The organism is Streptomyces sp. NBC_01525, from assembly GCF_045040405.1.
GTDB classification, from domain to species: domain Bacteria; phylum Actinomycetota; class Actinomycetes; order Streptomycetales; family Streptomycetaceae; genus Streptomyces; species Streptomyces benahoarensis.
Genome location: NZ_CP109398.1, coordinates 106,905 through 129,494, shown reverse-complemented (window position 1 = coordinate 129,494; position 22,590 = coordinate 106,905). Strand labels below are relative to the sequence as shown.

The 22,590-nt window shown below is 67.5% G+C and carries 13 protein-coding genes and 1 pseudogene; 4 read left to right on the top strand and 10 right to left on the bottom strand.

Annotation, left to right across the window (positions count from 1 at the left end; genetic code table 11):
* The first annotated feature begins 570 nt into the window (after positions 1 to 570).
* Entirely contained in the window at positions 571 to 3,690 is a 3,120-nt protein-coding gene (locus OG422_RS31475) for a Helicase associated domain protein (protein WP_331757264.1), read from the top strand.
* A 212-nt stretch (positions 3,691 to 3,902) separates the two neighbouring features.
* On the opposite strand, the gene OG422_RS31470 is transcribed toward OG422_RS31475, so the two are convergent.
* Complete coding sequence (locus tag OG422_RS31470; protein WP_331757267.1) at positions 3,903 to 4,496, bottom strand: transcriptional regulator; 594 nt, start codon at positions 4,494 to 4,496, stop codon at positions 3,903 to 3,905.
* Positions 4,496 to 5,017: pseudogene (locus tag OG422_RS31465) on the bottom strand (DNA-binding protein); the annotation flags it as partial. The gene OG422_RS31470 and the pseudogene OG422_RS31465, both read right to left, overlap by 1 nt.
* Positions 5,018 to 6,181: 1,164 nt before the next feature.
* On the opposite strand from OG422_RS31465, the gene OG422_RS31460 reads away from it, so the two are divergent.
* Both OG422_RS31460 and OG422_RS31455 read left to right on the top strand, forming a co-directional pair.
* Positions 6,182 to 6,634, top strand: coding sequence for a helix-turn-helix domain-containing protein (locus OG422_RS31460; RefSeq protein WP_331759979.1), 453 nt, complete (start codon positions 6,182 to 6,184; stop codon positions 6,632 to 6,634).
* A gap of 71 nt (positions 6,635 to 6,705) precedes the next feature.
* Complete coding sequence (locus tag OG422_RS31455; RefSeq protein WP_405748180.1) at positions 6,706 to 7,119, top strand: hypothetical protein; 414 nt, start codon at positions 6,706 to 6,708, stop codon at positions 7,117 to 7,119.
* Positions 7,120 to 7,416: 297 nt separating this feature from the next.
* Here the strand turns inward: OG422_RS31455 and OG422_RS31450 are convergent, their stop codons facing one another.
* From OG422_RS31450 to OG422_RS31440, 3 genes are read right to left on the bottom strand one after another with little or no spacing between them, the layout of a single operon-like run.
* Positions 7,417 to 10,197, bottom strand: a complete 2,781-nt coding sequence (locus OG422_RS31450; protein WP_331759977.1) for an RNaseH domain-containing protein — start codon at positions 10,195 to 10,197, stop codon at positions 7,417 to 7,419.
* An 8-nt stretch (positions 10,198 to 10,205) separates the two neighbouring features.
* Positions 10,206 to 13,526: a hypothetical protein gene (locus OG422_RS31445; protein ID WP_331759976.1), complete on the bottom strand. Its 3,321-nt coding sequence runs from the start codon at positions 13,524 to 13,526 to the stop codon at positions 10,206 to 10,208.
* Positions 13,523 to 14,722 carry a hypothetical protein gene (locus OG422_RS31440; protein ID WP_331759975.1) on the bottom strand — a complete coding sequence of 400 codons (1,200 nt, stop codon included), beginning with the start codon at positions 14,720 to 14,722 and terminating at the stop codon, positions 13,523 to 13,525. The genes OG422_RS31445 and OG422_RS31440 overlap by 4 nt, the downstream gene beginning before the upstream one ends.
* A gap of 83 nt (positions 14,723 to 14,805) precedes the next feature.
* On the opposite strand from OG422_RS31440, the gene OG422_RS31435 reads away from it, so the two are divergent.
* Positions 14,806 to 15,297: a putative phosphothreonine lyase domain-containg protein gene (locus tag OG422_RS31435; protein WP_331759973.1), complete on the top strand. Its 492-nt coding sequence runs from the start codon at positions 14,806 to 14,808 to the stop codon at positions 15,295 to 15,297.
* Positions 15,298 to 15,834: 537 nt separating this feature from the next.
* Here the strand turns inward: OG422_RS31435 and OG422_RS31430 are convergent.
* From OG422_RS31430 to OG422_RS31410, 5 genes are all read right to left on the bottom strand, one after another.
* Positions 15,835 to 16,449, bottom strand: a complete 615-nt coding sequence (locus OG422_RS31430; RefSeq protein WP_331759971.1) for a hypothetical protein — start codon at positions 16,447 to 16,449, stop codon at positions 15,835 to 15,837.
* Entirely contained in the window at positions 16,449 to 17,333 is an 885-nt protein-coding gene (locus OG422_RS31425) for an AAA family ATPase (RefSeq protein ID WP_331759969.1), read from the bottom strand. Before OG422_RS31425 ends, OG422_RS31430 begins: the two co-directional genes overlap by 1 nt.
* A gap of 3,032 nt (positions 17,334 to 20,365) precedes the next feature.
* Entirely contained in the window at positions 20,366 to 21,094 is a 729-nt protein-coding gene (locus OG422_RS31420) for a hypothetical protein (protein WP_331759967.1), read from the bottom strand.
* A gap of 553 nt (positions 21,095 to 21,647) precedes the next feature.
* Positions 21,648 to 21,962, bottom strand: coding sequence for a hypothetical protein (locus OG422_RS31415; protein ID WP_331759963.1), 315 nt, complete (start codon positions 21,960 to 21,962; stop codon positions 21,648 to 21,650).
* Between the two features lie 170 nt (positions 21,963 to 22,132).
* Positions 22,133 to 22,579, bottom strand: coding sequence for an ATP-binding protein (locus OG422_RS31410; RefSeq protein WP_331759961.1), 447 nt, complete (start codon positions 22,577 to 22,579; stop codon positions 22,133 to 22,135).
* Positions 22,580 to 22,590: the final 11 nt, after the last annotated feature.

Here is a 22,590-nt window from a genome sequence, read left to right as displayed (position 1 = left end):
CGATCCTACGGATCGTAAAGACGATAAACCCCTCCGGGTTTAAACAATTCCTCCGGAATTGTTTCGTAAATTCCTCCGGAATTTACCGCCCGAGCTGGTCTCGGGGTGTGGTCGGTCCGGCGAGCACAGGGGAGGTTCCTGATGCGACTTCAAGCAGGCGGCCTATGGGAGTGGTGAGGGGATGTCTGCTTCTGACGGGGCGGTAGCGGGCAGTCGATGGGCCATCGGGTTCTGGCCGGTCATCACTCAACGTCCAGGCCACCTGATTCCAGTGTCTTGCGAGTCGCACCCTACCAGAGTTCGCCCCCCGGGTCCGCTTCCTTCCACCCCCCTGCATCACTACGTGATGCAGGGGTAGAATTTGTGAAACGAAGGCACCACCCCAGGGTCGGCAGACCCCTGGGTTTCCCTGCACAACATTTTCCCTCCAGTACCGGAGGGAAAACACCGAATCTCACTCCCGGCCGTCCGGTGTTTTGGTCAGCTCCGGAATGTCCCTTGATGCAGGGGGGGAATCCACGGTGTCTTTCGAGCGGTTTATTGTTGCGTTGATTTTCCTTCAGGGCGGAAATGGAGGGGCAGGGGATGGGAAACAAGATGGGTGAGATTCCGCTTTTCCCGCATCAGGTGGAGTTTGTTGATGCGGTTGTCCGGGGGCTTTCGGGGCCTCTGGATGGGGTGTTGTCTGCCCGGGGGTTGCGTGGGCAGGTGGTGTCGGCGACCGGTACGGGCAAGACGATCTCGGCGGCGACGGCGGCACTGCGGATGGTGCCCCGGGGGCTGGTGGGGGTGTTGGTGCCGACGCTGGATCTGCTGACGCAGACGGTTCAGGCGTGGCGTGCGGTGGGGCACAAGGGTCCTGCGGTGGCGGTGTGTTCGTTGGGGGCGGATCCGCTGCTGGAGGCGTTGGATGTGCGGTGCACGACGAATCCGACGCAGTTGGCGCTGTGGGCGCGTCAGGGGCCGATGGTGGTGTTCGCGACTTACGCGAGCCTGGTGTCTCAGGGTCTGGAGGACGACCAGGACGGCGACGGCGAGGGTGTGGCCGACGAGGAGCGTGCGGGGGCTCCGGGGGTGCTGGAGCAGGCGCTGCGCGGTTCGTACGGCCAGCGGATGAGTCCGTTCGACCTGCTGGTGGTGGATGAGGCGCACCGGACGAGCGGGGCGATGGGTAAGGCGTGGGCGGCTGTTCACGATCAGGAGCGGATTTCGGCGGCGCGGCGGCTGTACATGACCGCCACGCCCCGCCTGTGGGCGCCCGCTGCGGCATCCGGCGAGGCATCCGGTGGGGAGGGCGCGGAGAGCGGCTCTGAAGGCCGGTCAGAGGCGTTGGGCGGGCGGTTGGTGGCGTCGATGGACGACGTCGAGTTCTATGGGCCCGTCTTGTACGAACTCGGGCTGATGGAGGCTGTGGAGCGGGGCATCCTCGCGTCGTTCGAGGTGGATGTGCTGGAGATCCGCGACCCCGAGGCCCCGGGCGAGGGCGCCGTTGCGGAGGAGGTGCGGGGCCGGCGGCTTGCCGCTCTGCAGGCGGCGTTGCTCAAGCACGCGGATGCCACCGGGGTCCGGAATCTGATGACGTTCCACTGGCGCACGCTCGAGGCGATGGCGTTCGCGCGGGCGCTGCCGGAGACGGCCGCGGAGCTGCACGAGACGGATCCTGCGGTCTACCCGAAGCGGGTGGGGGCCGAGTGGCTGTGCGGGGAGCATTCGGCAGCCCACCGGCGGGTGGTGCTCGACCGGTACGCGAACGGGCTGGACGCCGACGGCTGGGTGACCGACCTGGGCATCCTGGCGTCGTGCCAGGTGCTGGGTGAAGGGGTCGACATCCGCGGCAGGCGCGGTGTCGACGGCGTGGTGTTCGCGGACACGCGCAGTTCGCCGGTGCAGATCGTGCAGATCACCGGCCGGGGGCTGCGGCAGGCCCCCGGTGAGGGGAAGGTCGCACGGCTGGTCGTGCCGGTCTTCCTGCAGGCCGGGGAGGACCCTGAGGACATGATGGCCTCCGCTTCCTACCGGCCCCTTGTAGCGGTGTTGCAGGGGTTGCGTGCCCATGACTCCCGGCTCATCGAGCGCATGGTCCTGCGCACCGCCAGCTCCCGTGGCAAGGCCACCTCGGTGGTGGCCCTCGATCCCGGACGCGAGGAGGACGAGCACGACGAGGGCGAGGACGGGCAGTCCGAGGAGGAGCAGCCGGCCTCCGACGGCGGCGCCGGGGAGGGCGCGGAGCAGGACGGCCGGGAGACGGACGCGGCGGCCGAGGCCGCCGGCGGCGAGGACGGGGGCCAGGAGGACGAGGACGGCCGCGGGGGTGTGCCGTTGCTGCGGTTCTCCCTGCCGCGCAACCCCGACGTCATCGCCGCGTTCCTGCGCACCCGGGTGCTGCGGCCGGACTCCGAGGTGTGGCTGTCCGGGCTCAACGCCCTGCGCAAATGGGTCGCGTCGCAGGGGCATGCCCAGGTGCCGATGGACACCGTCGTGCCGCTTGGGACGACCGAGAGCAACGGTGATGGCGGCAACGGCGGGACGTACGCGCTGGGAGCGTGGGTCAGCGAGCAGCGCCGGGCGTTTCGTGCGGGGACGCTGAAGGCATGGCGGGCTCAGTTGCTGGACGAGCTGGGCATGGTCTGGTCAGTCGTCGATGCCCGCTTCTACAAGAACCTCGCCGCCGCCCGGGGCTACTTCGCCGTGCACCGTACGCTCGCTGCGCCCAAGGACGCGTCCCTCGACGGAGTGGCGGTCGGTCAGTGGCTGGCCAACTGCCGCAAGGCGGGCGGGTTGGGCAAGGACGAGGAACGCGCGGCGGAGCGGCGCCGGGCGCTGGAGCGGATCGACCGGGACTGGAATCCGCCGTGGCCGCTCCAGTGGCAGCAGCGGTATGCCGCGCTCGCCGCGGTCCTCGACGACGGGGCCACCCTTCCCGAGATCCTGCCCGGCGTCACCGTGAGCGGCCAGGACATCGGCACCTGGCTCCGCGCGCAGCGGGAGGGGTGGCAGCAGCTGGGCGAAGGGCAACGCAAGCGGCTGGCCGAGCTCGGTGTCACGCCGCTGCCGGCCGCCGTGGAGCGGGCCCGGGCCAGGGCCGCGGAGGGCGGCTCTGCGGCCTTCGATCGGGGGGTTGCGGCCTTGGTGCAGTACAAGGCCCGTACGGGCTCTGTGACGGTGCCCAGGGCCCATGTGGAGACCGTGGTGGTCGACGGTCAGGAGCACGCGGTGAAGCTGGGGGTGTTCTTGTCGAACAGCAAGAGCCGCCGCGCGAAACTGCATGCGGACCGGCTCGCCGCGCTCGCCGCCCTCGCACTGGAATGGGCCGGACCACCACCGAGCTCACCCGGCAGCACGGAGGCGGCCGGCGACGTGCCCGGCCCGCCCGCGCCGTCAGACGCTCGGGTGCCGTCAGACGCTCGGGTGCCGGCGGCCGACGGAAACGGCGCCGGGGCAGAGGAAGAGCACAGGGCCCGGGCGGCGCGGAGCGGCAGGCGGGCGCAGCGCCTGCGTGAGCTCATGCGCAAGCACACCAAGACGGAACTGCTGCGCATGGCCTACGCGCGCGGTCTGGTGCCCTACAACTCCCCCGAGAGGTGGCGCAAGGACGAGATCGCCTCGACCCTCGTGGACCTCGAAGCCCGCGCCCAGCAGGACGAGAACCCTGCGCCGCCGGCCGAAGACCGCGCCCTCGGCACCACCTGACCCGTGGCTGCACCGGCCCGGGGGGGTGATCGCAGTGGCCATTCCGGCGCCCCGAGGCCTGGCAGCTGGCAGCGCCGGCTCCGGCAGGCCGAGCGGGGCAGGTGAACGACCCAAGCAGTACCTCGTAGATCAGCGCGGGCGGGTGCGGGTTTACGGTGACGGTGAAGGGCCCGGAGTCAATTGGAGTGACTCCGGGCCCTTCGTTCGTGTGGTCAGGCGGCCCAGCCGACGGAGGAGACGTGGGTGTAGGCGTCCCAGTCGGTGCCGAGGCCGCTGCTGATGATCTCGTCCCAGATCGCGTCGAGTTCGTCGGTGTTGCCGTCGATCCAGGCGTCGACGGCGCGGTCCCACACGCCGCCGCGGACGTTGATGGAGCGGGTTTGAAGGTCGCGCTGGTGGCGGCGTTCGACCTGGGACTGGTCGACGGGGTCGATCTCGATGCGGGTGCCGCGGCCGCGGTTGTTGAGCCGGCGCTTGAGGTCGGGGACGGTGTTGCGGCGGCGCAGCTGCCAGTAGGCGGCGTCCAGGCGGGCGAGGTTGGCTTTGCTGGGGGTCTGTTCCTCGGCGAGCCAGGCGATCAGGGTGCGGGGGCGGACGTGGATGCCGGCGCGGTCCATGGCCTCGTAGCCGGCGTCGGAGGCGGTCAGGTAGCGCAGGCGGGCGGCCAGGCCGCGTGCGGTGCCGACGGGTGACTCGATGCCGGTGACCATGCGGTCGAGGCCCTCGGCCAGGGCGACCCAGCCGGGCAGGCCGCGGGCCCGGTAGGCGCCCAGGTCCCGCCAGCGGCCCGCTTCGGTGCCGGCCATCAGCGGGTCACCTTGCCGAGGGTGTACTCGCCGGAGGCCTTGGCGTCACCGTGCTTGATCTTCATCTGGGCCACGCCGCGGCCTTCGGCGAAGACCTGGCGCCAGTCGCCGGTGACGTGCAGCTCGTCGGTGCCCATCATGGCGACGACGTCGAGGCCGGCCTGGTGGGCTTTGTAGGCCTTGGCCCACAGGTTGGCGTAGGCCTGGCTGTGGATGTTGTGCATCCAGTCCGGGCGGATGACGTCGCGGTTGTGGATCGACTCGCCCATGGTGGAAACGAACTTCGAATACATCGCTTTGACGTACTCGGTGGTGACCGTGTCGTCTTCCTCGATCGCTTTTTCCCGCGCGGCGGTGAGAATCTTGCGGAGCGCGTCGAGGAAATTCTCTGTCGCGCCGGACGTCCACGATTCGTGGATTTCTGGCGCGCTGGTAAGGCCGTATTTCGGTCCGGCCAGGCGCGATAGCAGCCTGAGAGTGGCGTCGGTGACCCACAGTGCCCCGTCGGTGTCGCGGTCGCCGGATCGTCTCCTCCGGCTTACCCCCCAGATTGTCGGCGGCCTCGGTGATGCCGACGCAGACATCTCCGACCAGCCGAGGAGTGCCATCAGGGTCGACCTCGGCATAGTTCTGCCACGGCTCCCGCCATGCTTCTGACCGCACCACAGATCCTCCCTACCTTGCTGCCAGCGTGCGGCCGCACGCCGTACCGGCACCGTACGGAGCCCTGGAGCCAGGCCCTACCTCACCGTCCCTCGATCAGGTGATGAGTGGATGGTCGACTCGCCTGCCAGCTGCCTACGGCGTGACGGCGGATGTCGAACGCCAGCACTCGTCCAGGACTTCGGCCTCAGCCAGCGCACAGGGCCTCTGACCAGGGTCACTGCACATGCGGCGGGCGGAGGTACCGAAGCTGTCCGGCCCCCAGGCCGGACAGCGGAACCCACCACCGTCACCAGCTCCACTTCCGCGCTTTGAGCGTCACAGCCGGTACCACCCGAGACTCAGCTCCGCTGCTGCCGCCTACCGGGCCGCGGACAACGATGGTGCCGCACGCGAAGCGGCGCGCGCCAAGACGGGATCCAGATGATGGGTTCTGAGGCTGCTGCTGGAGGGGAACCCGCGGAGTGGCGGTGCTTGATCACTGAGGGGGAATCGGGTATCACGCGCGCGCACGCTCTAGAGGTAAGAGCCGTGTGTTTTCGCAGGTCAGAGCATTGAGCTCCGGAAGATATGTCAGCCCTGGGCTGACATATCTCGGTCGCGATGTCAGAAGACCCTGACCCAGCAACACCGTTTGGTGGCAGGAATGCCACCAAACGCGAGGTGGAGAGTCAGGTGCGGCTCGATACCCGTCTCGGTGACGAAGGTCAGTCCAGGACTGACGTATGGGTGAGTTTCGTGCCGGAGCTGCCGCGTTTTGGTGGCACTACTGCCACGGTTCTCCACTATGGTTCTGACGTCACAACGATCAAGGAGACAGCAACCCCATGAGCTCAGGGCCCCTGGACGGTAGCTCAGCGCCGAAGCTGCCCGGCGCGCCGTCCCGTCGTCGGCGGCGCCCGAAGCCGCCGCCAACCGCGTACAACCGGTCCTCCGGCTCCACCCTCGAGCTGCCCGCAGGCCACGCCGCTCAGGTCTTCCCGGTTGGCTCCAGCACAGGATTCATTGGCGAGGCGTTCTCTATGGACAGCCTTGAGTTCATGCGGTGGGCCGCCGTCCGGTACGACGACGACCGGTTCGTTCTCGTGGTGCTGTTCACCCTCATGGGGTCGCAGAAGCCCGGCGGCCTGATCGAGGCCACCCACGAGCGGGTCGCCGCGGTCCTCGGGTACAGCCGCCCCCATATCAGCCGCGTCTTTAACGTCCTGGAGGCCGACGGGGCGCTGCGCAAAGTTCAGCGAGGCCTCTACCAGCTGAACCCGGCCGCGTCGCTGCGGGGCGGGCTCAGGGAGCCGCGCAAGGGCGAGAGGAAGCGCTCCAAGACGGGTACGGGCGACAGGGTGGAGCAGCTGGACCTGCTGCGCGAGATCATGGAGGACCCGGACGCGCCCGAAGCGTTCCGGGCGATGGCCGCTCCCGGCGCGAAACTGGAAGTGCGCAAGGAGTCGGATGGGGAAGGGAAGGCCACGTCATGACGCCCGCTGCCGCAGAGGAATGGGTTCCACGCCGCAACGTGTTGTGGGGGAGCTTCAACGGTCTCGCGTACGTGCCACGGCTTCCTCCCACTGCCTACACCCTGCTGCTGCACATGATGAGCGAGCAGGAGCCGGGCGGCCTGGTCGTTGCCACGCACGACGAACTTGCCACCGGCCTTGCCATGGAGCGCGGCATGATCAGCCGGGCCATGCCGCACCTGGTCGCCGCCCGGCTCGTCACCGTGGTCCGCCGCGGACGCTTCCAGCTCCACCCGATGATCGCCGCCTTCAACGACCCCCGCGAACAGCAGCGAGCCGTCAAGGCCCTGCCGAAGGACATGCGACTAGACGTCGGCGACTTCGAGGACGAGTACGAACGCCGCTTCCAACTCCACCTGGGCGAGAAAGCCCGCAAAGCCGAGGCGAAGGCCAAGGGCAACGTCACCAGCATCACCAAGCCGACCCGCCTCAAGCGCGTCCACTGACCCCCACCGGCCCCGGCCACACGGCGCTGCACCTCTGGTGCGGCGCCGTTCTCGTGCTCAGAGCGATAAACCGTTCCCTTCCAGACAAACGCCGCAGGTCAGCGGTACGCGGCCCAGGTGGGCGGTAGCACCAGGTAAACCGGTTTGTTCTGGAGCAGCAGAACAAACAGCGGACGGGCCGCCCGGTGACGGCTGGCCGGGTCAGGGGCGGTGCTACATCGGTATGCCAGGTCGGCGAACTGAATCCAGGTGGCGGCCGTGGGCGCGCTGCGGCCCGCAAGGGGTGATTTGTTGTCTTCACCCGGCGTCTTCCTCGTCCTGAAGCATGCGCCGGTAGTTGGGGTGGTCTTTGTCCATCTGGATCGCGAGGTGGACGGGGAGGGGGTAGTCAGTGCGGTGGTCGTAGGAGAGGGCGCTGTCGCATAGGCGTGCTGCCGAGAGCGCGTAGCGGTATGGGGCGTCTCCGGCGGCGGTGTAGGGGATGTGGAGTTCGGTGAGGGTGTGGGCGTACCAGTTCTCGGCCTGTTCTTCGGGGTCATCGCTGGCCCAGCGGCTGTAGTGTTCGCCGGCGCGTGCATAGCGGGTGCCGCCATTGAACTGCTGGGGTACATGTGCGAGGTACCAGGTGGCGGGGGCTGTGGGGTGGGCGAAGAGTCCATTGGTGCGCTTGCCGGGTTCGAGGACTTCCAGGCCGGTCTCGGGGTCAGTGCGGGCATGTTGCAGGAGCGCGGGGCGGGGAAGTTTGCCGCTGAAGGTGCTGTCGTCGGTGACGCGGACGATGGCGCGTGGTCGCTGGTGCTTGGCGAGGGATAGGCCGGGGAGGGCGAGGCGTCCTTCGAGGTTCGTGATGGTGCCGTCGGGCTCGATCGGCTGGTCGAGGTGGGTGTTGGCGAGGTGGGGCCACAGGCTGCGGCAGCTGTTGCCGTTGACGTACAGCACGTAGCCGGTGGCGGCGCCTTTGTGGTGGCCGAGACTGAGCAGGGCTTGATCGATGCTGTGGGTGAGGTGTTGGTCTTGGCGGCGCCCGGGGGGCAGCGGGCCGGAACGGAACTCGAGGTTGGCTTCGGTGTACGGAATCCAGGTGCCGGGGGTGTGGGTGGCTCCGGGGCGGTAGGCGAGGGCGCGCCAGTACTGTCCGTCAGGGACGAGTGCGCTCATGAGCCAGACGAGGCGCGGGGGTTCGCCCGCTTTCCAGTTGCCGCGTTGCTGGCGCAGGTGGAGGCCAACGTGGATGAGGGGTTCTTTGAGGCCGTCGTCGGTGTAGGCGAGGTTGCGGGTGAGTCGGGAGGGGACAAGGCTGGCGCCGCGCATCAGATCGGCGATGGCGTAGTGGCCGGGATGGTCACCGGAGAGTTCCTGGCCCAGGCGTTCGAGCTCGGTGGGGTTCTCGATCTTTGCGGCCTTGCTGCGGCTCGGTTGAAAGGGGCGGTCGCGGAAGGTGAGGAACTGGGCCAGAATCCCGAGCCTGGCTAGGTATCGGCTGGCGTATGGCTTGGCGTCGGCCAGGTACGGGTCCTTCTCTGTGCTGTCGGGTTTGCGTGAGGCGCGGCGCCGGCGGGACCAGTCCGAGGCGTCGAATTCGGTCTCCGCCAGAGCGAGGATGCGGGTTCCGGGTGGGGCGCTGCGGTGTGGAATCGCTTGGGCGGCGGCGAGGCGGCCGGTGTGGTTACTGCGGTGTTCGAGTAGCTGGGGTACGTGGCTGAAGCTGATCTCGGTGTGGTCGTTGAGTGGGATCAGTGTGTCGTCCCGCTTTGCGTCGGCGGCGTTGGCGAGGTCTGGGCGGTTGAAGTGGTAGCAGAGGAGTTTTTGCAGGCGGGTGCGCGTGGTGGGGTTGTGGTAGAGGGCGAGGATGCGTAGGCGGTCGCAGGCGGCGGCGCGAAAGATCTGGTCCAGGTCCGGGGCGTCGAGGAGGTGGGTGTCGCGTCCGAGGTGCGTTGAGCGTCGGGTGCGGGAGAGGCGTTCGGTGCACTGATGCAGCCGCAGGGGCTCGGAGTTGAAGGCCGTGCGGGTAAGTTCGCCGACGGCGGCCATGGCGCGCATGCCCGGGCCGAGGCCGATGGGGAAGCGGGTGGAGAAGGGAAGCACCGCGCGGAAGTCGCCGGGGCCGGCGCTCAGGTCGCGTACGGCGTCGGGCAGTAGGGGGCTGGTGGCGCGCAGGCGGGCATAGGACTCAAGGGCGATGCGGCTGGTGTGGGAGAAGCGGGTGTGCTCGCCGTAGCCGCCGAGGGTGAGTGTCATCAGCGGGGCTTCAGGATGAGCCGCGTAGTAGACGGTGCGGGCGGAGTCGAGGCGGTTGCTGTAGCGCAGGACGCGGGGCTGGATGAGGATGTAGGGCTGCGGGGTGCCGGGGAGCGAGCCGAGGAGGACTTCCAGGCGCAGCCCGGCGTACTTGGTGGATTCCTTCTCGCGCGGGGGTGCTGACTCGTTCGTACGTTTTTTGTTCTTGCGTGCCTCACGGGCCTCGTTGATCTGTGCCCAGGTGGCGGTCCAGAGATGCTCGCGCTGCCAGACGTGGACGTCTCCGGTGTCGTCGGCACGCAGGGCGATCTTTCGTCCGTCGATGCACAGCGGGTGGTCGGTGAGCAGCCGTGCGGGGTTCCACGTGGCGGCGGGGTAGAGCCATCCTGGTGCGGTGAAGGTCTGGGTCCCGGCGCTGAGGTGGTCGGCGAGGCGGATGTGCTGGGGCGGGATGGCCGCGATCTGGTCGGCGAGGAGGCTGTCGTACTTCAGGCTGATCTTGTCTTTGGGGACTTGGAGGGCGGCCTGTTCCCACAGGCCGACGGCATCGTGCAGGTCGTCGCGGTGCAGGGGGGCAGCGGTGACGAGTCCGGTGGGGGGCGTCTCGTGTGCTGGGCGGTCCATTTCGGCGCTGGTCTTGCCCAGCACGCGTAGGACGGTCAGCAGCGCGGTGTAGGGAAGGTTGCCGTCGCTGCCGGTGACGCCCCGGTACTCGCTGGTGACAGCCGCCCAGGCTGCTGCGGCGGGTGTCAGGTCGTACAGGTAGCCGTTGCCGAGCAGGTCCTGGTCGGCGGGGTGGGCGAGCAGGTCGAGATAGGGGCCTTGGGGGTGGTGGTTCATCGTGGGTCCTAAAGGGCCGCGAGGGTGGTGAGGGGTGGGGGGTTGCCGCTGGCGAAGTCGATCCAGGCGTTGAAGGCGGAGCCGTAGGTGCGGCGCAGCTGTTGCTGTTCGGCGGGCTCGAGTTCGGCGTAGTAGGTGCGCAGCAGGGAGGGGTAGTCGCTGCCGAAGCGGGCGTCGTGGAAGGCGTTGTCGACGAGGTAGATCTCGACGTCGGTGTCGCCGCGGCGGGCGCGACCGGAGAGCTGGATGAGGTCGACGAGGATGCCGGCGAGGATCTCGGTCTTCAAGAAGCGCGGGTAGCGGCTGAAGCGGCGGTCGGCGCCGATGATGGCGTCGCGGCGCTGTTGGGCGGCGTGGCGTTGCGCGGTGAGCATGGCCGCGGGGTCCAGGCTGGGCCCGCCTCGGGCAATGCCGGCTGCGTTGATCGAGGCATACATGGTGGCCGGGTCGTGGATCTGCATGACGGGGCGGGTGCCGACCCAGATCGAGTACAGGGCGGAGCGTTCGGTGCCGGGCACCAGGATGTTCAGGCCGCGGCAGACCGGCCCGATGGGCGCGACGATGACTTTGACTTCGGGGTGGCGGGCGGGGAGTTCTTCGAGTTCGTCGACGGTGACCTGTACGACGCCGGGCGGCAGTGCGACGGCTGGTGCCTTGCCGCTGGCGGGCAGGACGACGGCGACCCAGTGAGGTTGGGGGGCTGCGGCGGCGATGCCGGAGGCGAGCAGGAAGGCGTGGTGGGTGGAGTTGACTACGGTCAGCACGCGTTGTCGATCGTGGTCGAGGCCGGCGATGTCGCGCAGGTGGGGTTCGAGGCGCTTCCTCCACAGGCGGCCGCCGAAGGCGGGCATGTCCTGGATCTTGGCGCTCGCCTCCAGTCCGGCCAGGCGGAAGAAGTCGTTGGTGTCGTCGTCGGCGCGGGTGACGTGGCCGGCTTTGGCGCGTACGGCGTCGGGTCGCACATCGCTGTAGAGGTAGGCCGGCAGGGTGTGTACGTGGGTTTTGGCGGCCCGGGGGAAGTAGGCGGTGGCGGAGAAGGCCAGGATGCGGCGGCGTTTGCCGCAGGTGCCTAGCGCGATGGTGTTGCCGAGTTGCGTGATGGTGGTGTGCGGGTCTCCGGTGAAGCTCTGCACGTTCAGTCGGCCGGTGGCATGGGGACGCGGGTTCTGGGTGATCGTGAAGCCGTACAGGGAGTCGCCGAGGGCGCCGTGTGGGATGGGTGAGTGCTGGGCGAAGGTGCCCAGCAGTTCGGCGATGGGGCGGGCTTCGGGAAGGAAGGCGTCTGCGGCGGCGGCTACGTTGCGCAGCTTGGTCAGGGCGTCGGTCAGGCAGCCGAGCCAGGAGCGCACCAGCAGTGCGTTGATCAGCTGGAGGAGCGCGGCGCCACGGTGTCCGTCTTTTTGCAGCACGGTGGCGAGGTCGTCCTTGATGGCGGGGAGCCGGCTGCCACCCTGGCCGGCGCTGATGGCCTCCTCCAGGAGGCCGCGGATGGCAGGGGTTTGGGGCAGTTGGGTGCGTGGCTTCTCGCGCCGCGGGCGGGACTCCGCTCGGTGTTTTGGTTCCTTGAACGGGGTGGGGAACAGGTCTTGGAGTCCGACCAGGTCGGCATAGGAGATTTTGTCGTGGTCGCTTTTGTGCAGCAGGGCGACCACGATCCGCCGGTCCCAGGTGCCGGGCAGGTGCCAGTTCGAGGAGGGCCGGTCATGGTCGTCGTCGTCGGTCTCCAGCCACAGTTCCCCCTCCAGGCAGTGGTCGAGGAAGGATTCGGCGAAGTGCCGGGCCAGGCGCAGTGGATCGGCGATACGGCGGGTCACCGACGGCGGTACGGGGCGCCGCCGGTGTGCCCTGTCGAGACGGACCAGGGGGCTGTCGGTGGTACCGGGGCCGTGGGCGGCGAGCTCGAGCTGTTTGGTTTCGGCGGCGCATAGCTTCGCCTGCAGGTCGTCGACTTCGTCGATCAGGATCAGGGGGCATCGTCCGAGCAGGAGTTTGAGGAGGCTCTCGCGGCTGGTGGGCTGTCCGTCGAGTTCCAGGGGCAGTCGTGCGCTGCCCAGCAGCAGGTTGTGGTGATTGGTGACGATGACGTCAGCGCGGGCGGCGTCATGGAGCAGTGCGAAGCGGGGGCAGTGGTCGATGCGCGGGCACGCCCGGGGCCCGGTCTCCGTGAGCTTGGCGTCGTCTGTGTGCTCCTCCTGCACAGGGCGCAGGCGCAGGCAGGGTTCCTCGCCCGGCGCGGGTTCGGGGCCGTGGGTGATCCATGCCTTCACGTCACAGGGGTGGGCGAGCTGGTCGAAGCGGTCCCAGCGGCCGCGGGCTGCGGCGCGCCCCGCCTGCTCTGTCATTCGGTTAGGTGTGATCAGCGGTCTGACGTGCAGGTCGCAGGCGCGTCGGGCGGGCTGTCCGGCGGTGTCGAGGAGACCGTCCACCAGGTCGTGCTGGGCGATTGCGCGGAGCTTGTCGACGGTCTTGAAGACGTCGCTGAGCTGAGGGACGACGACGAGGACCGGGCCCTGCTGCTGGCGGGCGGTCAGAATGGCGATCTCGAGCATGGCGACGGATTTACCGGTCCCGGTGGGCGCGTTGAGGATCTGTAGGCGCCCAGCAGGTAGCTCCAGGCGGTCGGTCTTCTGGCCCTGGTGATCACGGAGTCGATCGAAGAACTGCTCCAGCAGCTGAGGCTTCCACGCCATCTTCGTATCCAGCTGCTCGTGTGCACGTGCTTGCGCCAGGACAGCGTCAACGTTCACATGGGTGTCCTCGCAGCGAGGCGAGGTGCTCCAGACCAGGGATGCGAAGTCGCTGTCACCGGAGGGGCGGGCGTGGGCCGGAATGCGCACGGTCGTGATCTCGCGGGTGCCGAACTGCCACAGTCCTTCCCCCGCCAGCGCGGGCAGGTCCTTGCGTGCGGCGATCAGCCGGGCAGCCTGGTGCAGGTGTCGGTCAGCCAGGGTGAGGGGGGCCTCGGCGTGCAGGGCGACCAGATACCGGCGGTGTTCGGGTTCCTCGTTCTCGGGTCTGGTGTACAGGCCGCGGTCGCAGGCTGCGTAGTATCGGGCGGCGTTGGCGAAGTCGGTTTCCCGGGCGAGGTCATCGCCGCGTACCTGCCAGAGGCGGCCCAGGCGTTCATGTTCCTCGGCGCTGAGGTCCTCCCATCCGGCCATGAGATCGCCCAGGCGTCCGGTGGCCAGCACACCGGCCTGGTCGAGCGGCACGCACCGGCGGCCGTGCGGGTCGGCGTAGCCGAAGTAGTGCTCGGTGAGCGCAAGGGTTGCCGCGATCACGTCTTCTTGCTCGTCCCGTTCCTCCGGGGACGTATGTCGGTCGTTCACGCTCGGCACCGGGCCGTGTCGGCGACGTGTTCAAGGAATCGGGTGACGGTGAAGGCCCGGTAGTGCGTTGTGGGCAAACGGTCGTTGAGCGTGGGTAGCTGGGAATACTGGTGATCGGGGATGACGACGTGGATGAATCTGTCGGGTAGCGGCTTGCTGATCAGGGCTCGGGCCAGAGCGGCGGCGTCGATCCAGTCCTTGACGTCCACGCGGAAGACGTGTTCGCCGCGCGGGGTCGGCACGCTCATCCGTACGTCGTAGGCGTCGGGGTAGGGGTCAGCGGGCCACATCTCGCAGTGGGCTTCGGGCACCTCCGTCAGCGCGCGGTCACACAGTTCCTTCTCGCTCAGGCCGGCGAGGGTGGTGAAGCGCCAGGCGCCTTCCTGGAAGGCGAGGTGATCGCTGCTCGCCGGTTGCCCCCTTACCTGCTGTTGCGGCCATGTCTGCTTTGAGGACGGCCGGCCGGTCAGGCGCAGGCGTGGTGGGGAGGACCACTGGGCGCGGGAGAGATCGAGGGTGTAGCGGACGCCGCGCCAGGCGTGTGCGGTGCACCGCACACGTGCCTGCTGTTCCTCCGCCTCCACCAGCATCGGCCACTGGCACAGCGGACAGGCGAACCACCAGCCGGCCACTTGCACCCAGGACCACTGGGAGATCGGCTCGAAGAAGTCCACCTTCCCCCATAGATCGCCCCAGGACCGCCGTAGTGTGCGTGCTTCTCCGGCCGGGTGCGTGATGCAGAGCAGGCGGGCACGTGTGTACAGCGCGGGGGGAAGCTGCCGCAGAGCCTCGTGGAGGCGGCCCTGCTGCTGTTCGGCCCGCATCCGTGCCCATGGCCAGGGCACTTCGAGCGCCCGCAGTGGCACCAAGTGTTCCCGGCAGAGCTGGTGCACCCGCTCGTCCAGTTGGCCCCGCCCGTCCAGTAGATGAAGGTCGGACACCTCCCGGGGCACCTCGCTGCGGGCGGGCAGCAGGCCTTTGAGCGGGCCGCGGAGCCCACTGCGGAAGGCAGCCATGTCCAGGTTCTGGGCGCTGCGCGCCGGGTGCGCGGCGCGCAGGCGCCCCAGGCAGTCCATGGCGATCTGAGCCACCTGCTGGGGCGCCAGTGTGGTGTCGGCGAAAGCGGCTGCGGCCAGGCAGCACGCGGTGATCGCCTCGTCCAGGCGCGCGACTGTGGGGCTGTCACCCGACAACATGCACCCACCGTACGAGTCAGGAAGCTCCCGTTATGCCCCTAAATTGACTGTTGACTGGTGATACCCCCATTTGGAGGCCGCGCATGGACACGTTCCCGACCGGACTCTCCCCCGCCACCACCACCGACACGCATTGGCTCTGGGCCCTCGAACCCGACACCGCTCAGCCACCGACCTGGGGAAAGTGGCTGTGGTTCCTGCCGATGGCCACCCTCGACACCGGATGGCGAGTGATCCACGACGCCGTACTCGCCGGCCAGCTTGGGCCTCTCGCCAAGGCCGGCACCCTGATCAACGCCGCCCGGGGCGACAACACCCGCCGCGTCATCTGCGTCTACACCACCGACCTGCACGAACACGCGGCCAACGAAACAGAAGCCAGACGAGTCCTGCTCGCCCTGCGCCACCTCGGCGTACCGCACTGGCTCGCCTACAAGACCAACGACACCACCGATGCGGGCATCTACGGCGACGGTGCCGCTGCCTACGTCTCCCCCACCGCCACCACCAGGATGATCAACCGGACCGCGCCGCATTCCACTACCCGCCGCAAGAAGGCACGGCGCCAGCAGTAACCGCCCCGCAAATGAATGGCGGCATTGCACAGCAGAAGCTCCGAACCACCTGCCCCGTGGAGGCGGGCATGCCCGCCTACCGTCCCGTGACACCAGACGGCGACGGCAGGCCCGGAAGGTAGCCGGAGTTCTCGAAGAACCGCAGCCGACCGTCGTGTGACGCTTGCCGGGGGCGGTCGAGATCGGCAGGGCTCAGGGACGACCTGAAGACTGGGGAAGGGACGTGTCCGCGCGTGACGTCGCGCAGCTCCTTGATGGCCGTCTTGTGAGGGCATCGCGGCCCTTCCTTCAGGTAGAAGGCGCTGTACGGCATTCTGGGCGCCTTTCGCATCCTCCTTGGCCTTGCAGTCCAGGAAGGCGTGATAGGCCCTTGGCGGGATTTTCGCAGGTCAGAGGCCCTGTTCTTCCCGACAATTACGGCAAATGACCTCGCTGGTGCTGCAGATGAGGGGACATGCCGTCTGATGCTCAGCAGTCAGCGCAGACGCGATGGGGGACTCTTCGCTGCCGCGGAGAGCCCCCCATCGCGTAGCCGTGTCAGTCCTTCTTGCAAGGCTTCTCGGGCAAGCAGTAGTTCAGTGCAACGGCGATGTAGACGGACACGCTCGGCAGGCCCGCCATCTCTACGACCTGCTTCATGACTTCCAGGTCTTCCGGGCGTGGGGACCACTGCCGCTGCTCCGGGCCCGTTCCCTTCGGGGGGCCGGCGACGCCTTGCGGGGCGAACAAAGACGTCTGTACTTTCGGGCCCTGCACGGCGTGCTTGACCATCTCATCCAGCACGCCGACGCTCTTATCGACCATCAGCATCACCACTTCGGTGACCGTCAGGTCCGTGTCCTTGCGGTACTTCTCAAGGCGCCGGGCCACTCCGTACGAGACGCGGAATCCGAGCGGCTTCCGCTGAGGCGCCCTCCCGTCTGGGGTGATGGTCTGCTCGGTCTGATAGCTCGCTACAGGCCGAGCGGCCGGCGAAACGGCGGGCACGGGTGCCGTCGCCGGGGCTGGCACAGAAGCGGCGGTGGCAGCCTGCTGACCGCCCCAGGCGCTGAAGACTCCTGCCCCGTCCGAGGTACCACCGGAGAAGGCATCCTCCAGAGAGCCCTCGGACTCCCCGTTGACGTTTGTCTCCTCGTTCTTGCTCTTCGCCATCAGGCGGCGCTCCTCAGCATCTGTGCACGTTCGAGAACTTCAAGGGTCAGGGCGTCGTGATCGTCGGCCAGAGCCTGCGCGGCCTCAGGAATCTCCCGGTCACCCTGGATCCGCAGTTGGTTGAGGTCATACACCGGGCGGGAGTAGCGCTCTTCTCGTGCCAGCTTGGCTGTCGCCTCCGACTGGCCAATGACGGTGGAGAAGGTATGCGCGACCTTCCCGAGGATCTTCCGGGACCGTCTGGCCACATCCTTGTGGACGTTCGTTGCGTTTCGCGCGGACGCGAAATGCACAACGCCCAGCAGCGTCAGCATCGGGTTGATTTGTGACTTCACCATCCCGAAGGACTGCGCGAAGTCGGTCAGGCCGTCTTCGAGGGATGCCGCGTCACTCTTGACCGGCGTGACGACCCACCGCGCTGCGGCGAGGCACATGATGAGCAGGTTCGGGTTCTCAGGTGGGCTGTCGATGAAGACAATGTCGTACTTCGACAGGAGAGGCTGAAGGCACTGAGCGAGGCGGAGGAAGGCGGCAAGAGGGCCCTGGCTCGTGGCGAGCGAGAGGAAGATGTCGTTGAGCTCCCGGACGTGGGACCCGCCCGGTACGACATCGAGGTTGTCGCGAACGCTGATGGGAACGAGGGGTGTCCCCTTGCGCATGGACTCGGCGAAGGCGGCACCGTTGTCCTGAACCCCGTATCCGAGTTCACGACGGAGATTGCCCTGACCGTTGACGTCGATGCCCAGGGTCAGCAGTCCTTCGCGCGCAGTCTTCGCTGCCATGTTGCCGGTCAGCGTGGTCTTCCCGACCCCACCCTTGCCGTTTCCCTGTACGAAGACGTTGCCGAAAAGCCCGTGGTCAATGCCCATGGCGGCTGCTGACATTGCGAAAGACCCTGGAGGGGCTGGAGAGCTCATACGCACCTCGGCGACGATGGGCCCTACGCATGGATTAGGGCCGGCGGCAACAACGGGCCACATTGTGCCACGCTCACACCACACCCTGTGAAGCCACACTCCAGTCGCCCTGGCGTATCCCCGCAGTGACCCAACATCAGCCTGAATCGCACAGGCAACAACACTCATCGGATCGCTGGGCCGTGTAGCGCACTCACCTGCTACCCAGCGCCCCTTCAGTCATCTTCGCGTATAGCCTGCCGACGTCGCTACTGGGGTTGCGACCTTGCATCCGAGCAGCAATGCGGACGCTGGTTCAAACGGGTATGCACTCATAGAACCTTTCTGACGACACCACAGGAGAGACGACAGAATGCCGCGCCGACGAGTGAGCGCGCCTTGTCTCCACCGTTGCTTCCCATCAAGTCTGCTGTGAGCTATCAACGTGCGGACCCAGTCACACGCCCCGCTAACTGCTGAGAAATGAGGCAGTGGAGACGTGCATCGAGTCGCGCCGCGATGCAACCAAGAGGCACCAATTACCAGTAACAGGAACATTAGCGGACTCGCCACGCAAGCTGTTCACCCGTGATGCCCTAGGTAAGTTGACAAGCTACTTGAGGAGTTCATAGTCAAGAGGGCATGAGGGCGATTCTACACATCAACTCTTGGGCTAGCAGGCAGTATTGAAAATACTAACGGCACCACTAATGCACACCCGGCATCACACAGCATCGCAACAATGCCACAAGGTGTGCAAGATGCGGCGATTCCTGGCCAGCGAATACCCATTACAACACCGCAGCAGCTCACTCAACACACCTACGCGCTTGCATGCAATGGATGATTTCATCTAGTTCACAGGAGGCCCCTCAGGCTTGCTAAACATCTCCCTCGCAGGGCATCACGCTGGAACCCTGACGGAAAGGCGTCAATCAGTTCAATCTAGACCCAAAACCCGCTGGCAATCCGACTAGTCGACCTCGGTTGAGGCAGGTCTGTACGCGGCACCTGGGCAACCCGCGCGGGCACGATCTGGAGCGATGGAGAGACCAAAGTGACAACTTTGGAGGCGCGCATGGTTCCAAACAAGCACGCTGCTCACGCTGGGGCCACGCCAACGTTCATGTTTGAGTCCAAACTTGATCCTACGTTTGGTGCCTTGTTTGGCATCTTGTTTGAGTGCCCCTTTGGCGCTCGCGGGCAGAGTCAAGCAATGACTGGCCAGGGGGCTCCACCCTTGCCGTACTTCCGCCTGCTCTCACCGCCCCGCCAGACCTGCGAGAGCAGGGTTGGCTCTCTCGCCGCAAAGGGGCAGGCTGGCTCAGGAAGCCCTCTTCGGGCCCGCTTCTGGCCACTTGCCCCGCCGCACTCAGCAGCCTTCGAAAACGCCCGAGCGCCCCCTGGGAGGCCGGAGAGTGGCGCCCTCGCCGCATCGGTTGGCCACGAGCGCTGCCTCGCGGTTGGGTAGCCTTCCGCTCGCACAGCATGGATGCGCAACTGACACCCCATCCGCCAGGCGGCGCCCTTCGCTGGAGGGGAGGGAGTCATCGACGCCCCGAGCGAGTGGTGACCCGTTCGCCTGGACACCCACACCAAGCCCAGCCCATCAGCAGCAGGTCCTTCAGGCGCACTTCGTGGATGCACCTGAGCCCAAGGTTGAGTGGATAGCTGCTAGGCGAGAGAGCGGCGCCGCAGCCCTCAGGGGGTGCCCTCACTCCGCCATCGCCACCTCTCGTCCCGCTTCGCCGTGGCAAGGCGTGAAGGCGCTCACGAGTCGTCATCCTGGCGCCCCTTCGGCACGAAGAGATCACTCGGCCTGTCTCATAAATCGATGGCGGGCCCTCGCCCGGCGTGGCCCCTCTGCGGACCACAAAATGGTGCGCCATCGCCAGCCCGTTGAGAGCCGGCGCCTGCGCTACACCAGTGCCTCCGGCTCCTCAGGGTGGGCCCTTGAATGCCATTTCGGTCGTACGCGCTATGAGATTCAGTCCTGGATCTCCGTTTGAAATTGGCGCTATTCCACGAAGCAAGGCTAGATCTTGCGAGCCGCCATGCGGATCGCGGAGGAACCTTGCAGGCGCTCCAGGGTGCGCAGCAAGCACTCTTGCCCAGCGTCCAGGTCCGAGCGGCTGCTGCTCCCTGTGGGCATTCAGTCCGGCAGCAATCCGGTGGCCACTGCCGCTGCGCTCAGGAGGCTTCGTGCGCGAATGGGCGGTGTTTGGAGTGGGAATCCGCATTGCCGATCTCTCGCTCCTGACGCCCTGCTCTCACGCTTCCCTTGCACAGGAAGACCCTCCAGTGACAGTGCCGCGACGAGGTGCGCACTCCGTCAGCGCGCGCCCCGCTGGTCGGATTGCAGGGCTCCAAGGTGGACCTCGTGGTGGAGCCGCAAATTTCCGGCGAGCCCGTTTCGTTTGCGGCTGGCTCGTCGCGCAACGGGGCCGAAATGCAGGAGAGAGCACGGGGATTCCGGAGCTCGGGGGCGTCGGCGCAGGGCAACGGAATCAGTAAGGCAGTGACGTGCGCGCCCGCTGAGACCTCACGGAGTCCTGCCGGTCCAGCTCGGTGGACTGGCTCTCCTCATGGGTGCTTTGCATTCCTTCCGTGACGGCGTCAGGGGCATCGGACGGTGTCGCCGCTTCCTTCTGCGTTGCTGCCGCTGAGGACTTGCCGAGTTGCCGTAAATCTCCGGGAGGCGTGCCCCCAGGCCGAGCAATTACCCAAATGGGGCATAAACCCGCAAAAGCATACGCCGCAGATTGCCCGCTCACGGCCTTCCAGGGGAGGGGCGGTATGAATGGGCGCCCGGGGGCCTGGGAGGCCGTTAGGCGCGATCCTGTGGACTTTTGCCCTTGGGTAGAGGCCGAAATGGAGATTCCGTTGTCCCTGGAGGTCGCGATCACGGATCACGGTGTCGGCCAGTTGGCAGGGGCGACTTACCGAAGGGTGCCGAAACGCAAGAAGCCCTGTCCCAGTGGGGTCGGGGCAGGGCTTCGGAGTGCGGGTCTGCCTGTTGCTCAGTTCGTCGCGGCCACGTAGCCGTCTGTACACGGGCACCGCGGGTCGCGGTAGTGCTGGTTTCCCGTGCTTCCGCTGCCGCCGCAGATGGGGCAGGTTCCGTTGGCGGCGGGGTCCAGGGCCCAGGTGTGGTTGCAGCGGCGGCAGCGGGCGCAGGGGGCGGTGTCGTCGGTGTGGGGGATGGGGAGGTTGTAGTCCTCGACGTCGGCGATGTGGCAGCGGGGGCACCAGCGGCTCGGCGGTACGCAGTAGACGGGCCTGGTGAGGAGGTTGAGGATCTCGCGGGACAGCGATTCGTCCTGGGTGAGGGTGTTCTGCTGGCGGGAGATGAGGGCGGCGATCTCTTTGAGGCGGAGTTCGGCACTGGGGATGTAGGCGCCTCGCTGCCGGGGGATGCCGTCGGCGTCGACGTCGGGCGCGTCCTGGCGGTGGGGCAGCGGGTGGTCGGCGAGGACTTCGAGGCGCGTGACGGCGAGGACAGGCTCGTCGCCGGGGGAGAGGTGTTCGTGTTCGTGGAGGTAGCCGAAGGCGCGGAGTGCGGTGCCGGGGGTGAGGTCGGTGAGCACGGTGTGCGCGATGACGGGGTCCGTGATGTGGCACGTCACGGGCCAGCGGGTGGTGTGCTCCCCTGACGGGCGGGCGCGGAGTACGAGGCGTGCGGTGGTGGAGTGCTCGTCGCCGGGCCTGGGCGGGCCGTCGAGCAGTCCTTCGAGGGTGAGGTGTGCCATGGCTGGTGCCTTCCTGCTGGTGGGGGTTGCGGAGCGGCTGGTACGTCGCTATTCGGAGGGCAGCGAGGCCGCAGCTGGCCGCCGTGACGGAGCTGCTGATGCCGTTCACGTCGACGGTGTTGGTCCACCGCTGTTGCCCGCCGGGCAGAGCTCGGGGAGGGCGTGGATGAGGTCGTCGGGGTACGGGCGGGGTGGCCCGCCGGTCGCTGTGGGTGCGGTGGACGACCTGCCGGGGCTGAGCGCGGCGAGTCGTCCACCGATTTCACACGAGGACTTCCACCAGCCGGGTGGAAGGCGACAAGGATGTCGTCGGGGACCTGGCGGGTGCGGGCGGCGTTCCGCTCCAGGAGGGCAGTCAGGGGCGGGTTGAGCAGCGCGGTTCGCAGGTGCTGGTGGACGTGCGTGTTGTTCCCTGTCAAGTTCTTGTGTTCAGGAACCAGTAGCGTCGTCGCGCCGTACAGCCCGGTGAGCAGGGTGCCGATCGCGCGGTTCTCGGGGAGTCCCATTCGCTGCGGCCCCGCCGGACGTGCGGCGGGGCCGCTGATCGTGTACATCAGGACGACGCGGCCGCGGTCTCAGGGCGTCGAAGCACTCGGCCGTTGATATCAACCGGGTGCGCGTGGCGAGTGCCGGAGTAGCGGCAAGAGGTCACCGCGTCGCCACCACAGTTCTCAACGACTTTGGCGGCCTGCAGGGTGATGACAGCTCCCTGATCGATGAACTCCTTGGCGATCCACAGGCCATCGAAGTCGGTTCCGGTGTGCAGGTCGACGGCATCGCCGATGTTGAGGTCACGCAGGTTCTCGCCGTTGTCGAGCTCGATCGACCAGGTGTCGATGGTGATCTCACGGGTCTCGGGGGAGGTCATGGGAGGTGGTCCCTTCAGTCATGGATCGGATGGGCGGCGCAGAATCCGCAGGGCCTGCGCGATGATGGGCGGCGTCAGCGCCCGGAGCGGTTCACCGCCGGATAGAGGCGGACCTCGTCGAAGCCTTCGTCCTCCAGCCTGGGAAGGGCGTCGACCGCGAGCTGGTGCTGTCAGCGCAGCACGTCCGGCGGCACCCTTCGGTTTGTCGGCCTTTCCGAGTTTCGCCGCAGACAGATGTCGAGCGGGGTGGTGAAGACGATCGCCAGCAGGGGGCGTTCCTGCCGGCGGGCCCGCTCAACGAGCCGGGCCCTGACCGCGACTTCCACGTTCGTCGAGTCGAGGTAGAGCGTCTGGGACCGGGTGAGCCGGGCGTCGATCAGGATGTTCTGCAGGCGGACGGCCTCGGCGGTGGCGTCCTGGTCGCCCGGGTCACCGCTCACCATGGCGCGCAGCGCGTCCAGGCAGATGACCTCGTGGGAGGGCACCCCGTGGGTGAACTGGGTCTTGCCGCTCCCGGCGGGTCCGATCAGGGCCACGAGTGTGCCGGTGGCGATAGGGGCGCGAGCCGCGATCATCGCGTGGTCGTTGGGGGTCATGGACCGGTAGCAGTTGGCCATTGCCAGGTTCC

What these genes read in the sequence shown, in the direction of transcription:
- OG422_RS31475 (WP_331757264.1), top strand. Translation starts at nt 571, where the DNA reads ATGGAGGGGCAGGGGATGGGAAACAAGATGGGTGAGATTCCGCTTTTC.
- OG422_RS31470 (WP_331757267.1), bottom strand. Translation starts at nt 4,496, where the DNA reads ATGGCCGGCACCGAAGCGGGCCGCTGGCGGGACCTGGGCGCCTACCGG.
- OG422_RS31460 (WP_331759979.1), top strand. Translation starts at nt 6,182, where the DNA reads ATGGACAGCCTTGAGTTCATGCGGTGGGCCGCCGTCCGGTACGACGAC.
- OG422_RS31450 (WP_331759977.1), bottom strand. Translation starts at nt 10,197, where the DNA reads ATGAACCACCACCCCCAAGGCCCCTATCTCGACCTGCTCGCCCACCCC.
- OG422_RS31440 (WP_331759975.1), bottom strand. Translation starts at nt 14,722, where the DNA reads ATGTTGTCGGGTGACAGCCCCACAGTCGCGCGCCTGGACGAGGCGATC.
- OG422_RS31435 (WP_331759973.1), top strand. Translation starts at nt 14,806, where the DNA reads ATGGACACGTTCCCGACCGGACTCTCCCCCGCCACCACCACCGACACG.
- OG422_RS31430 (WP_331759971.1), bottom strand. Translation starts at nt 16,449, where the DNA reads ATGGCGAAGAGCAAGAACGAGGAGACAAACGTCAACGGGGAGTCCGAG.
- OG422_RS31425 (WP_331759969.1), bottom strand. Translation starts at nt 17,333, where the DNA reads ATGTCAGCAGCCGCCATGGGCATTGACCACGGGCTTTTCGGCAACGTC.
- OG422_RS31420 (WP_331759967.1), bottom strand. Translation starts at nt 21,094, where the DNA reads ATGGCACACCTCACCCTCGAAGGACTGCTCGACGGCCCGCCCAGGCCC.
- OG422_RS31415 (WP_331759963.1), bottom strand. Translation starts at nt 21,962, where the DNA reads ATGACCTCCCCCGAGACCCGTGAGATCACCATCGACACCTGGTCGATC.
- OG422_RS31410 (WP_331759961.1), bottom strand. Translation starts at nt 22,579, where the DNA reads ATGGCCAACTGCTACCGGTCCATGACCCCCAACGACCACGCGATGATC.